Annotated in this window: 16 protein-coding genes; 3 read left to right on the plus strand and 13 right to left on the minus strand. The window is 35.8% G+C overall.

Annotated elements, in window-relative coordinates:
* Positions 1 to 16: 16 nt before the first annotated feature.
* From rpsJ to iscR, 10 genes are all read right to left on the minus strand, one after another.
* Entirely contained in the window at positions 17 to 328 is a 312-nt protein-coding gene (gene rpsJ, locus AC5LXV_RS00500; protein ID WP_006120582.1) for a 30S ribosomal protein S10, read from the minus strand.
* Positions 329 to 779: 451 nt separating this feature from the next.
* The gene (locus AC5LXV_RS00505; RefSeq protein WP_493467080.1) at positions 780 to 1,715 is read right to left on the minus strand and encodes a pseudouridine-5'-phosphate glycosidase; all 936 of its coding nucleotides are present in this window, start codon (positions 1,713 to 1,715) and stop codon (positions 780 to 782) included.
* Positions 1,712 to 2,803: a PfkB family carbohydrate kinase gene (locus tag AC5LXV_RS00510; RefSeq protein ID WP_493467081.1), complete on the minus strand. Its 1,092-nt coding sequence runs from the start codon at positions 2,801 to 2,803 to the stop codon at positions 1,712 to 1,714. The genes AC5LXV_RS00505 and AC5LXV_RS00510 overlap by 4 nt, the downstream gene beginning before the upstream one ends.
* A gap of 168 nt (positions 2,804 to 2,971) precedes the next feature.
* Entirely contained in the window at positions 2,972 to 3,310 is a 339-nt protein-coding gene (fdx, locus tag AC5LXV_RS00515) for an ISC system 2Fe-2S type ferredoxin (protein ID WP_493467082.1), read from the minus strand.
* 14 nt (positions 3,311 to 3,324) lie between these two features.
* Complete coding sequence (gene hscA, locus AC5LXV_RS00520) at positions 3,325 to 5,184, minus strand: Fe-S protein assembly chaperone HscA (protein ID WP_493467083.1); 1,860 nt, start codon at positions 5,182 to 5,184, stop codon at positions 3,325 to 3,327.
* 38 nt (positions 5,185 to 5,222) lie between these two features.
* The gene (hscB, locus tag AC5LXV_RS00525) at positions 5,223 to 5,741 is read right to left on the minus strand and encodes a co-chaperone HscB (protein WP_493467084.1); all 519 of its coding nucleotides are present in this window, start codon (positions 5,739 to 5,741) and stop codon (positions 5,223 to 5,225) included.
* A 14-nt stretch (positions 5,742 to 5,755) separates the two neighbouring features.
* Positions 5,756 to 6,079, minus strand: coding sequence for an iron-sulfur cluster assembly protein IscA (gene iscA / locus AC5LXV_RS00530; RefSeq protein ID WP_110432403.1), 324 nt, complete (start codon positions 6,077 to 6,079; stop codon positions 5,756 to 5,758).
* Entirely contained in the window at positions 6,079 to 6,465 is a 387-nt protein-coding gene (gene iscU, locus AC5LXV_RS00535) for a Fe-S cluster assembly scaffold IscU (protein WP_493460997.1), read from the minus strand. Before iscU ends, iscA begins: the two co-directional genes overlap by 1 nt.
* A 15-nt stretch (positions 6,466 to 6,480) precedes the next feature.
* A complete protein-coding gene (locus AC5LXV_RS00540) occupies positions 6,481 to 7,695 on the minus strand; it encodes an IscS subfamily cysteine desulfurase (RefSeq protein ID WP_110432402.1) in 1,215 nt (404 codons plus the stop codon).
* Positions 7,696 to 7,732: 37 nt separating this feature from the next.
* Entirely contained in the window at positions 7,733 to 8,188 is a 456-nt protein-coding gene (gene iscR, locus AC5LXV_RS00545) for a Fe-S cluster assembly transcriptional regulator IscR (protein WP_110432401.1), read from the minus strand.
* 163 nt (positions 8,189 to 8,351) lie between these two features.
* Here iscR and sltY point away from each other — a divergent pair, with 163 nt between their 5' ends.
* On the plus strand, positions 8,352 to 10,295 hold the full coding sequence (gene sltY, locus AC5LXV_RS00550; protein ID WP_493467085.1) for a murein transglycosylase: 1,944 nt from the start codon (positions 8,352 to 8,354) through the stop codon (positions 10,293 to 10,295).
* Between the two features lie 11 nt (positions 10,296 to 10,306).
* Positions 10,307 to 10,597: a trp operon repressor gene (trpR, locus tag AC5LXV_RS00555; RefSeq protein WP_219999643.1), complete on the plus strand. Its 291-nt coding sequence runs from the start codon at positions 10,307 to 10,309 to the stop codon at positions 10,595 to 10,597.
* Between the two features lie 37 nt (positions 10,598 to 10,634).
* Here trpR and robA read toward each other — a convergent pair whose 3' ends face one another.
* The 3 genes from robA to AC5LXV_RS00570 all read right to left on the minus strand — a co-directional run bounded on the left by robA (position 10,635) and on the right by AC5LXV_RS00570 (position 12,996).
* Positions 10,635 to 11,558, minus strand: coding sequence for an MDR efflux pump AcrAB transcriptional activator RobA (gene robA / locus AC5LXV_RS00560; protein WP_110432398.1), 924 nt, complete (start codon positions 11,556 to 11,558; stop codon positions 10,635 to 10,637).
* Between the two features lie 85 nt (positions 11,559 to 11,643).
* Positions 11,644 to 12,222 (minus strand): Fe-S biogenesis protein NfuA, encoded by a 579-nt coding sequence (gene nfuA / locus AC5LXV_RS00565; protein WP_493453104.1) that lies wholly within the window; start codon positions 12,220 to 12,222, stop codon positions 11,644 to 11,646.
* A gap of 102 nt (positions 12,223 to 12,324) precedes the next feature.
* On the minus strand, positions 12,325 to 12,996 hold the full coding sequence (locus tag AC5LXV_RS00570) for a phosphoribosyltransferase family protein (protein WP_110432397.1): 672 nt from the start codon (positions 12,994 to 12,996) through the stop codon (positions 12,325 to 12,327).
* 250 nt (positions 12,997 to 13,246) lie between these two features.
* Here AC5LXV_RS00570 and AC5LXV_RS00575 point away from each other — a divergent pair, with 250 nt between their 5' ends.
* Positions 13,247 to 13,816, plus strand: coding sequence for a peptidylprolyl isomerase (locus AC5LXV_RS00575; protein ID WP_110432396.1), 570 nt, complete (start codon positions 13,247 to 13,249; stop codon positions 13,814 to 13,816).
* Positions 13,817 to 13,826: the final 10 nt, after the last annotated feature.

Genomic DNA, 13,826 nt, shown 5'->3' on the forward strand with positions numbered 1-13,826 from the left:
ATCATTCAGCTTAGGATTAACCTAAACTGATCTGCACATCAACACCGGCAGCAAGATCTAGACGCATTAAAGCATCAACTGTTTTTTCAGTTGGCTCAACAATATCAACTAGACGTTTATGAGTACGAATCTCATATTGATCACGCGCATCTTTATTTACATGCGGAGAAATCAATACTGTGAAACGCTCTTTGCGTGTCGGTAATGGAATAGGACCACGAACTTGTGCGCCTGTGCGCTTCGCAGTTTCTACAATTTCAGCAGTTGATTGATCAATCAAACGATGATCAAACGCTTTTAACCGGATACGGATTCTTTGGTTCGACATGAGACCAGAGCTCCACTATTTAAAAGTTATAACAAAAGATTACTCCTCTTGCCCTGTTTCGATTGACAGGAGAGTGTAATCCGTTCTTTTCGTAATCCCCAAATCGGGAATATTGTTGATATAATTCAATATTTTTACATAAAGATTATATCTTTTTACGCATTTGCTTACATAAATACAATAAACAAAGTGGCGGGATTATACCCTGATAGTTAACTAACATCAAGCATTAATTATCATATAGATAGAGAAAATCCGATAATTGATAGTTGCAAAAAAGTTAAGAAATGGAGATTTTTTTAATCAGATTATGTTGCCATTAAAGGCGACCGATTACTGAGCTTCTTTGGTATATATAATATAGATATTTTTTCGAAATCTCGATATCGAGAGTATCATCAGTCACTTAAGTTTAACCACTTAAGTGACTATATGACTCAATACATTACTGTTATTTAATATTGCAATAACTCATCGCAATTTCAGAAGCTAATTTTGCATTATTAAAGACAAGATTAATATTTGCTTCTAAACTATCACCACCGGTTAACTCAACCACTTTAGCTAACAAGAATGGGGTAGTTTCTTTACCTTTAATGCCTTGCTCAACTGATTCTGTTAAGGCTTTTTCAATTGCTGCTGAAATTAACTCTTCATCCATTGCATATTGTGTTGGAATAGGATTAGCAACCACAACCCCACCATTTAAGCCTAAATCCCATTTTACTTTAATCATTTCAGCTATCTGTTTGGCACTATCTAGTTTAACACTAACATCAAATGGGCTAGTTCGACTAAAGAATGACGGTAGTTTTTCAGTTTGATAACCAACCACAGGAACACCAAATGTTTCTAGATATTCCATCGTTAAACCTAAGTCTAAAATTGATTTAGCACCAGCGCAAACAACGGCAACACTGGTATTGGCAAGTTCTTGAAGATCGGCAGAAATATCAAATGTATGTTCTGCCCCACGATGAACACCACCTAATCCACCGGTTGCAAACACACGAATACCAGCTAATTCAGCGATAATCATGGTTGCAGCGACGGTAGTTGCACCATTTTGTTTATTGGCAACAACTACTGGTAAATCTCGACGACTCACTTTGGTTACATTTAATCCTTCTTTACCCAGAATCGTTATCTCTTCTTTTGACAAACCCGCTTTTAAACGACCATTAATTACCGCAATAGTGGCAGGTATCGCGCCATTTTGTCTGACAATTTCTTCTACTTTTAATGCTGTTTCAACATTTTGTGGATAAGGCATACCATGTGAAATAATGGTAGACTCTAAAGCCACAACCGGTAGATTATTTTCAAGCGCTTGTTTAACTTCAGGCGAAATATCAAGATATTGATTATATTTAGACACATTGTTCATGAAAGGGACTCCAAAATATTTTGAACACAATTAATTGATAAATTAGGATTATTAGTGAATTCAGATGATAATGTTAATGCTGAACAAGCTTGGCCAAATCTCACACTTTGATAAAAGCTAAGCCCATCCAAATAACCTTGTACCAGTCCTGCTAGCATAGCATCTCCAGCGCCAGTAACACTGATAATATCTGTTGGAATTGGGGCAGACCAACCACGATCACCATCGATTTCACTATAATAAACACCATCAGCCCCAGCACTAATTGCGATCCGCTGCACGCCTTGCTGATGGAACCAGTCGACTACTTTAGGAATATCACCATTGGTCGTGATTTTTATCCCACTTAAAATCTCTGCCTCTAGTCGATTAGGTTTTAAAGTATGAATATATGACAACCAATTTTTAATCTTGTGAGATTTAAACGCAGATACCGTATCAACAAAAATAGGTACTGTTCCAGCATTGTTAAACAACCACGTCAATGCATCTTGTTGTAAATTACAGTCAATAATCAGTAATTTAGCATGTTGAATTAGCTGTTTGGATTCATTTAATAAACTTGGCGTTAGCTTGTTAATAATATCCATATCATTAATAGCAATCACCATTTCGCCTGATTGATCAAGCAGAGAGAGGTAGGTTGAAGTAGAATCGCCTTTTATCACATGGCAATGATCCATATTAACACCCGCTTTTCGAGTATGTTCAATAAGCTGAGCACCATAAAAATCATCACCAATCATTGAAACAAGATAGGTATCAAGTCCTAAAAGCGCTAAATTTTCAGCTATATTTCGCCCCACACCACCAGGTGTACAACGAATTTTACCGGGGTTAGAATCTTCATAAACCAATTTTTTATCTGAATATCCAGTAACATCCATGTTACAAGAGCCAACGACAACCACATGATTATTTTCAGATAAAAGATAACCTTTGCCTTTTATGTAACCTTTTTGAGTCAATGTCATAATGTAACCTGCTACACTTGAACGGGTAATGCCTAACATTTCAGCAATCACATGTTGTTGAATGAAAGGATCTTGGCGAATAATCGTAAGGATCTGCTTTTCTCTTTGATTCATAAACACCTGTTTATTTTTAAGCACATGTTTAGTCTTTGACTATAGCAGAATCATGATCAAGTTAAAAGCAAGCAAATACACTTGATAGCTGAAATGTGATAATTATCACAAGAAAAAGTTGAGAGATGAGGTTTTTAAACAAAATTATGTCGCCATAAAGGCGACTGATTAATGATCTTCTTTGGCGTGATTAAGGCTATATCTTGGAATTTCGACTTCAAGATCTTCCTCGGCTACTCGAGCTTGGCAACTCAAACGACTATGTGGTTCAACTCCCCAAGCTTTATCTAGCATATCATCTTCTTGTTCATCGCTTTCTTCTAGCGAATCAAATCCTTTTCGGACAATACAGTGACAAGTTGAGCAAGCACAAGACATCTCACAAGCGTGCTCTATTTCGATATCATTGCGCAAAGCAACTTCTAAAATGGATTCGCCTTCTTCTGCCTCTACAGTTTTTCCTTCAGGGCAAAGATCGGCATTTGGTAAAAAGGTAATTTTTGGCATAATAATCTCATTGGTTAAATATCATCAACGCTATGCCCAGTTAAGGCATCACGTATTGATCTATTCATACGTTTTGCAGCAAAAGTTTGCGTTACATTATCAACATGTTTAATTTGCTGCTCAATCAAATAACAATCATTAGATTCAGTGGCTTGCCGTAATTGATGTTGAGCTTTTAAAATGAGATTAAGTTCCTCTTCATCTAATAAATCGGCATCTTTATCTAAAGCGGTTTGCAATGTTTCAAGTACTCTAGCCGCTTCCACCTTCTGCTCAGCAAGCATTCTTATTTGTTTATCTTGATTTGCATAATTGATTGAATCTTGAATCATGGTTGCAATTTCATTTTCGGTTAGTCCATAAGATGGTTTAACTTGTATTGCAGCCTCAACCCCGGTCGATTTTTCCATCGCCGTGACACTCAATAAACCATCAGCATCGACTTGAAAGGTAACTCGAATATGCGCACCACCTGCAGGCATAGGCGGAATACCTCTTAAAGTAAATTTTGCTAATGATCGGCAATCAGCAACGCTTTCACGTTCACCTTGTAAAACATGAATCATCATCGCCGTTTGCCCATCTTTAAATGTGGTAAACTCTTGTGCTCTAGCGCATGGAATGGTGCTATTACGAGGAATAATTTTTTCAACTAATTCCCCCATTGTTTCAATACCTAAAGATAAAGGAATAACATCTAGCAATAACATGTCTGAATCAGGTTTATTGCCAACCAGTATATCTGCCTGTATTGCGGCACCAATGGCAACAACTTTATCTGGATCAATCGAGGTTAAAGGTTCAGTTTTAAAATAATGACCGACCAATTGTCTTACTAATGGCACTCGGGTTGAACCACCGACCATCACAACTTCACTCACTTCGTCAAAATCAATTTGCGCGTCTTTTAATGCTCGGCGACAAACAGCCAAAGTTCGTTTAATTAAAGGCTCAATTAAGTCTTCAAATTGTTTACGGCTTATTGTTAAAGACTGCCCTTCTATATTCACTAAAGCAGAATCTTGCTGGCTTAATACAACTTTAATTTTAACCGCTTCATCGATAATTTTTTGGTTTATATGGGGATCAGTATTATTTTCTAAACCTAACTGTTTTTTTAGATAATCTGCAAGCAACTGGTCAAAATCATCACCGCCAAGCGCTGAATCGCCACCGGTGGCTAAAACTTCGAACACCCCTTTATGTAAGCGCAGAATAGAGATATCAAACGTACCACCACCTAAATCATAAACCGCAATCACACCTTCTTTGCCTGAATCTAAACCATAAGCGATTGCGGCAGCGGTTGGTTCATTCAATAATCTTAAAACGTACAGCCCGGCTAATTTAGCCGCATCTTTAGTTGCTTGCCTTTGCGCATCATCAAAATAAGCAGGTACAGTTATTACCACCCCATCAATTTCACTTTCTAAACTCTGTTTAGCGCGATCGGCTAAAGCAATCAAAATTTCAGATGAAACTTGTATGGGATTAACCTGTTGATTAGGTAAATTTAATAAAGGTACACCATTATCAGTCTGTGAAAAACTATAAGGGAAACGAGTAAGATCAATATCCGATAAACTTCTACCCATTAAGCGTTTTATTGAACTGACGGTATTTAATGGATCGCTTGCCGCATTGGTTTTAGCATTTTTGCCGACAGTTATAATCGTATTATCATCATGATCAACACCATAATGCACGACTGAAGGTAATAAAGCATCGCCTTCTAAATCAGGCAAAACTTCGGATGTTCCACTGCGAACAGTTGCGACTAAAGAATTAGTTGTGCCAAGATCGATGCCAATTGCCACGCGACGCTGATGAGGTTCTGGTGTTTGTCCTGGTTCACTAATCTGTAATAATACCATTTGATCTATCTCTAATTGATGTGTTACTTAATCTTGAATTATAAAGCAAATTGCTTTTCTTGTAACTTTTCGATCTGTTCAATCAACCTAGCCAGATAGCGGATTTTATAGATTTGATTAAGTGCGGCTTGCCAATTTTGTTGTGAAATATCACCCAATAACTGTTGATAGACCTGTTTTTCTCGTTGCGAAATTTCCGAATGAAAATCATCTAAAAGTTCAATATTATTTTGGCTTTCAATATCATCCAATTTTTCACGTAAGCTAAATTGTTCCATTAAAAAATCGGCATCGTGAATAATATTTTGTTCGGTAGCAACATCAACACCTTGTAAAGATAACAAATATTCAGCCGCTTTTAGCGGATTTTTTAGCGTTTGATAGCCATCATTGATCATTGCCGACTTTTGAATGATAGCCACTTTTTCATTATCTGTTGCCTGAGCAAAATTATCAGGATGATATTGCCGTTGTAGCTGTTGATAGTTGACCGTTAACTGACCACTATCAATGGGCAATTTAATCGGTAATTGAAATAGTTCAAAATAATTAGTCACAATTCATATCCCAATTAAACATTAAAGCTTTCGCCACAACCACATTCATTGTGCGAATTGGGATTATTGAATTTAAAGCCTTCGTTGAGACCTTCTTTAACAAAATCAAGCTCAGTGCCATCAATATAAACTAAGCTCTTTTTATCAACGATAACTTTGACATCTTTATCTTCAAAAACACTATCATCGTCATTAATAGCATCAGCAAACTCAAGAACATAAGCCATACCTGAGCAGCCAGATGTTTTTACGCCTAGTCTAAGTCCAACACCTTTTCCTCTATTAGTTAAAAAGGCCTGTACTCGATTGGCTGCACTATTAGTTAATGTGATTGCCATTAGCGTTGTCCTTTTTTAGTTTTATAATCATCGATTGCCGCTTTAATCGCATCTTCGGCTAAAATCGAACAGTGAATTTTAACTGGTGGCAACGCAAGCTCTTTAGCGATATCGGTATTTTTAATCGCTTCGGCTTCATCTAATGATTTACCTTTAATCCATTCAGTAACTAACGAGCTAGAAGCAATAGCGCTACCACAACCATAAGTTTTGAATTTGGCATCTTCAATAATACCGCTATCATTAACTTTGATTTGCAATCGCATTACATCACCACATGCTGGTGCTCCAACCATTCCACTACCAACATTCGGATCATTCTGATCGAAAGAACCAACATTGCGCGGATTTTCATAATGATCAACGACTTTTTCACTGTATGCCATAACTTGCTCCTAATTTTAATGGGCTGACCACTTAATTTTAGTTAAATCAACACCATCTTTAAACATTTCCCAAAGCGGTGAAAGCTCTCTTAATTTATCGATAGAATCTTTAATTAACTTAATCACATAATCGACTTCCTCTTCGGTACTAAATCGTCCAAATGAGAATCGAATTGAGCTATGTGCTAGTTCATCGTTAAGTCCTAATGCTCGTAATACATAAGATGGTTCTAAACTTGCAGATGTACAGGCTGAACCTGATGATACAGCTAAATCTTTTAAAGCCATCATAAGTGATTCACCTTCAATATAAGCAAAGCTTACATTTAATATATTAGGGACACTATGTTCTAAAGAACCATTAAGATAAACTTCTTCGATATCTTTTAAACCATTCCATAAACGGTTTTTTAATGCCAAAAGACGCGGCATTTCGGTAGCCATTTCTTCTTTAGCTAGGCGATAAGCTTCGCCCATACCAACAATTTGATGAACCGGTAGCGTTCCTGAACGCATACCACGTTCATGTCCACCACCATGCATTTGCGCTTCAATACGCACGCGAGGTTTACGCCGAACATAAAGCCCACCAATCCCTTTAGGCCCATAAATTTTATGGCCTGAAAATGACATAAGATCGACTTTTAATTTAGACAGATCAATAGGTAATTTACCGACGCTTTGGGTTGCATCAACATGAAATACAATACCTCTTTCACGGCACATCTCACCAATTTTTTCGATATCTTGAATGACGCCGGTTTCGTTATTAACATGCATAATCGATACCACAGTAGTATCACTACGCATCGCTGCGGCAAGTTTATCAAGATCAATAATACCGTCAGATTCAGGCGCTAAATAGGTTACTTCATAGCCTTCTCGTTCTAATTGACGGCAAGTATCAAGCACAGCTTTATGTTCCGTTTTACAGGTAATAATATGTTTACCTTTAGCTTGATTGAAATGTGCGGCACCTTTAATGGCTAAGTTATCAGCTTCTGTCGCGCCTGATGTAAAAACAATCTCACGTGAATCGGCACCAATTAAATCAGCGATTTGGTTACGTGCTATGTCGACAGCTTCTTCTGCTTGCCAACCAAATTTATGGGAACGTGAAGCGGGATTACCAAAAACACCATCCGGTGTTAAATATTGCATCATTTTTTCCGCTACTCTTGGATCTACAGGCGTGGTAGCTGCATAATCCATATAGATAGGCAATTTCATTAATTACTCCCAATTACAAATTCTGTCTTTTATTTCTTTAATTAATTCTGTTGTGATGGAGATGACTTTGTCGCTCAGCTACGGATCTCACCTCTTGGTGATTAACTAATTCGCTTAACGTGATACTGGTCAAAAAATCATTAATTCGTTCACTTAAGTCATTCCATAAACTATGAGTAAGACATCTTACACCTTTTTGACATCCAGTATGTCCATGGCACTTGGTTGCGTGAACAGTTTCATTAACCGCTTTAACAATTGCACTAATCGCAATTTGATCCATACTACGACCAAGTACATAACCGCCACCAGGACCTCTAACACTCGAAACTAAACCATTTTTACGCAATCGAGAAAATAGTTGTTCTAAATAAGATAGTGAGATCTCCTGACGTTCAGAAATATCAGCAAGTGATACAGGGCCTGATTCTGAATGCAAAGCTACATCTAACATAGCTGTCACTGCATAACGCCCTTTTGATGTCAATTTCATTACTCATTCCCCTATATTTAATAATCAATATTTTATATATCCTTCAGTTTTAGTCAAGTATTTACTTGACTATTTTAGTGGGAATTAAGTTATTAGTTGGTCATCGACGAAATATAAGCAAATATGCTAATCTATTAAACAGATTTGATAAAGGAGTTAAGCAATGAATTTAGTTATACGTTGGTGTTTGATATTAAGCACTACTTTATTAGCAAATAGTGTATTTGCAGACCCATCGCAAAATGATTGGCGACAAAATTATCAAAAATGGCAAAACACTTATCAATCACTAAGTTTTGATGAGCAACAGGCATTACTAAAGCAATTGAAGCATTACCCACTTTATCCTTATGCTGCTGTTCAATTTTTTCAAACTAATATTAAAAAGGTATCACCACAATCGGTGAGTGAATTTGTAAAAAAATATGATGACTTTCCATTAACTTCATCATTAACTCAAGCTTATTTAACCGAACTAACTAATCGCCAAGATTGGAACGCGATTATCTCTTTCCCTAAAGACAATTCCACTGTCGCTGATTGTCGATATCAATATGCCAAATTACAAAAAAATAATGATAAATCGGCATTAGATAGTGTCGAGTCCCTATGGTTAACGGGAAATGAGTTACCTTCAGCCTGTGATCCATTATTAGACGCATGGTCAAAAAGTGGAAAACGCACTTCTCATCTTATATTGTTACGTATTGAACTTGCACTTGAAAAAAATAATGTAAAACTAGCACGTCATTTAACCAGTTTATTAGATGATAATTATCAAACCACCAAAAGTTATTTATTAGCTGTTTTTAATGATCCGCGCAAACTTGAACAATTTTCGCAAAATATAAATACTAGCACTTTTACAAAAAAAATTGTCTTAGCATTTTATCCTCGCTTAGTCAAAGCAGACAAAAATCTTGCGGCAGCATTGCTACCTCAACTGATAAAAAAACAGAATTTAACTGATGAAGAACAAAATAGATTACAAAGTAGTTTAGCGAATAGTTATTTTAGTGATTCTGTGACGAAAGAACAAAGCAAATGGCGAGACAATTATCTAACCAAAAGTCATGACACCCCATTAATTGAAAAACGTATTCGTATAGCTATTGATGCCAATAACTATCAAGACATTGCGTATTGGATAACACAATTACCTCCAGCAGACCAATTAAAAGAAGAGTGGCAATACTGGCATGCACGGGTATTACTCAATAACAAGAAAACCAATGAAGCCAAAAAAATCCTAAAATCGTTAGCCAATAAACGTGGTTTTTATGGAATGGTCAGTGCACAAACACTGAATCAACCTTACATAATTAATAATTTATCTAAAAAGCTACCAACTGCCGAAGTAAGTTCTTTAAAAAACAAATATGACCAACAACCATTTGTTATTAGAATTGAAGAGTTGAGACTTTTAGGTCTATTAGCTGAATCCAAGCAAGAGTGGCGCTATATACTAAATAACCAAACACAAGAAAGCGAATATTTAGATTTAGCCAAATATGCTTATCATAAAGGTTGGGGCGATCTTAGTATTCAAGCAACAATAGCTGGCAAATTATGGGATAATTGGACAGAACGCCTACCTATCATGTATAAAAACTTATATAATGAAGCATTAAAGGATAAAGCGATCCCATTATCTTACGCTTTAGCCATTACACGGCAAGAGAGTGCATTTGACGCCACAGTAAAATCACCAGTGGGCGCCAGTGGTTTAATGCAATTAATGCCAGCAACCGCTAAAGACACAGCCAAAAAGGTCAGCAATATTACCTATTATTCACCTAAACAACTGTTAGAGCCGGTAACTAATGTACATTTAGGCACTTATTATTTAAACAACGTTTATTTACAAAATAATAATAATCGTATTTTATCTTCTGCTGCCTATAATGCTGGCCCAAACCGAGTAAAAAAATGGTTGAATAACAGTAATGGAAAACTTGATGCTATCGCATTTATTGAAAGTATTCCTTTTAATGAAACCCGAAATTATGTCAAAAGTGTATTAGTATATGATCATATTTATCAGCATATTTTAGGTGAAAAGAAACCTCATATACTGACAAAAAACGAATTTAATAGACAATACTAATGGTACATTACATGAAAACTAAAGAATGGAACCAAACGGTTGAAATATTACACCAAGCTTTTAATAGCGGTTATTCATTAGATATATTAAAACTACTGATGACCGCCGATGAACGCGATGCTTTAATCACCAGAGTAAAAATTGTGCGCTCATTACTTGACGGTTCAATTAATCAGCGCCAACTTAAAGATCAACTAAAAATCGGTATTGCCACCGTCACCCGAGGGTCAAATAGTTTAAAAGAAGCAACACCTGAATTTAAAGCCTGGTTAGAAAAGATTCTATTGAATACCAATGACTAAAAGCTTGTCAATATTCATGATGACTAGTTATAACATATTATAACGATAAATTTGATTGAATATTGACTTCTTCATCAGCCACTACCGGAACACAATAATCACATTCCATACTATGGATATCTTTAAAACATTTAATGGTATCATCATGATGATTGTGATGAATTTCAATTAAACAACTTGAACTACGCAATCTCACTTTTAAAGCTGGCATCGCCGCTAAATGAACTTGAGAAATAAAATCACTAAAATCCTCTGGTGAACCAATATATTTAAAGCACAGATACAAACCACCATCACTAACAATTGGTTCGATATGCTCAAGATTATTATTGTGCTCTAAAGCAATTGTATATAAAAGTTCTTGTTCATTGGCATTATCTCTACTTTTTAAAATACGACTAAAAGCAAAGATTTTGTCTGGCAAACTGTTACTATTGTGCTCATAATGAGATAGATAATTATGAAAAAACTGTGATCTTAACTTATTTTCCTCATCTAAAATTTGGCTCAAATTACAATTGTTCTTATATGAAATTCCCCAAAAGGTTTGTTTCGGCATATTAACAAATTTAGGTTCAGGTAAAGAAAGCCGATTTTTATTTAATTCAATAGCAGGGGTTAAGCCAGTTGGATCCCAGAATTCCCCACGACGATAACTTGCAGGTGTTTCATTAAATTGCTTTTTAAAAGATCGGGTAAAAGTTTGTTGTGAATCAAAACGATATTGCATAGCAATATCTAAAATAGGTTTACTTGTCATTCGCAAAGATAATGCCGCATAAGTTAACCTGCGGTGACGAATATAAGTACCAAGTACTTGTCCTGTTACTTCTTTAAACATCCGTTGTAAATGCCACTTTGAATAACCTGATTTTTGGGCAACATTATCAATGGATAAGGGCTGCTCCAAATTTTTTTCAATCCAAACGATAAGATCTGAAATAATACTAACTTGATTCATAAAACCCCATCATAAAGTGAATTGGCAGACATCATGCGATTATGACTTAATCCTAGCAATAAGCAAGGTTTAAATCGAAAATTTTTTAACAATAAGAATGGCTTCCTGCTTGATGTTCGGTAATATCTTTAACTCCTGCCAGTTCAGGGAATTCAGCGAGCAACTGCTTTTCAATCCCCTCTTTTAGAGTAAAATCAACCATTGAACAACCATTACAACCACCGCCAAATTGTAATATTGCATAATTATCTTCAGTCAATTCTACCAAGCTAACATGACCACCATGACTAGCTAATTGAGGATTCACTTGGGCTTGAATAACATAATTGACCCGTTCAATTAACGGAGCATCATCTGCAACTCTTCTCATTTTTGAATTAGGTGCTTTTAAGGTTAATTGCGAACCTAATTCATCAGTGACATAATCAATCACGGTTTCTTCTAAAAAGGGGGCGCTAATCTCGTCAATATAAACAGAAAAACCGGCTTGTTGTTGTTCTTCAATATCACTATCTTCAATAGTATCAGCCGGACAATAGGAAACGCCACATTCAGCAGATGGTGTACCAGGATTAATAACAAAAACCCGAATTTGAGTACCATCCGGCTGATTAGCAAGTAATTTTTTAAAATGTTGTTGAGCTGATTCAGAAATGGTAATAATAGACATAATCCCTCACTTAGACACGACTGACATTAATTACGGCTAATGTCATCGATAATAGTTGACTAACTTTCTTGGTTATTATAGGGGGTGTTTTGGATTTTACAAGACTGTCCGACACAAACAAACGACCTGCACATGGATTGCTCCACGCTCTTTTAATTGCTGGCTAATGGCATTTACCGTATTTCCGGTAGTAACGATATCATCAATAAGCATTACCGATTGATTAGTTAAATCAGAGTGACACTTAAAAAGTGTTTTTACATTACTCATTCGCTGCTTGAGTGATAGATTCTTTTGATCATGTGCGGCTAGTTTTCTTGATAACAGATGCGGTTGAAAATCTCGCTTTAACCACCTGGCTATTGGTTTAGCTAACAATGCCGCTTGATTAAAACCTCTAAACCAATAACGAAAATGGTGTAGAGGGACACAAGTCACTATATCAGGTTTAACGAGACTATCGATCAATCGACGTTGATACCACGCTAAAAACATCAATCTGGCTAATGCGTTAGTTAACTCTACTTTTTTATGAAATTTTAAATGTTGGATTAATTTTTTTAATGGTTCAATATAATCTGTCACGGCAACCATGTCGTCCCAATAAGGGTTATTTTCGCGACATCGGTAGCACTCTTTGGTTGCTAATGAATGAGGAAGACAACATCGATGGCAAACCTTATTAAGCTTTGGCAAATTTTTAACACACTCACTACAAATTCCATGGTGAGATAACATTAATGGCATATTACATAAAATACATCGCATAACAATTCTTTATTCAGCATCAAAAGTTGAGGAGCAGAATTTTTTCAAAGAAATGAGATAAAATAGTCATTAAATAAAATATAACTTTATTAACATTTTCAATTATAGCGAATAAAAATTATTTTTTTCTCATTTAGCAAAGTATTGCGATCTGCCAAACAAAATTTTAGATAATTTTTCATATTAATGATTTCAATTAAACCAATATTCGGTATAATTTGCCGACAATATAATAATAAGGATTTATAAAATGAGAAAAATCAAACTGTTATTTATAGGGCTGTTATTAAGCCTTTTTTCTACCGTCTCTTTAGCTGATACCAAAGTATTAATACAAACCAGCGTAGGGGATATCGAAGTTGAATTAGATAGCCAACTTGCTCCAATTACCACAAAAAACTTTCTTGAGTATGTCAATAGCGGTTACTATGAAAACTTAACCTTCCATCGTGTCATTCCTGGATTTATGATTCAAGGTGGTGGTGCTGATGATCAATTAAAATTCAAAGAGGCGAAACAACCAATCAAAAATGAAGCTGATAACGGTTTGAAAAACGATCGCGGAACTATCGCAATGGCAAGAACTAATGCAATCAATAGTGCAACTAGCCAATTCTTCATCAATGTTGTAAATAATGATTCTCTTAACTACCAAAGTCCGGAAAAATATGGTTATGCTGTTTTTGGCAAAGTTATTAAAGGAATGGACATCGTTGATAACATTGTGAATGTACCAACCAAACGCGTAGGACCTCATCAAAATGTGCCTGTTGAACCAATCTATATTAAAAAGGCAACAGTGATCGAAGATAAACAATAAGTTGTTCTAA

It is taken from the genome of Gilliamella sp. LMG 34359 (assembly GCF_984569085.1).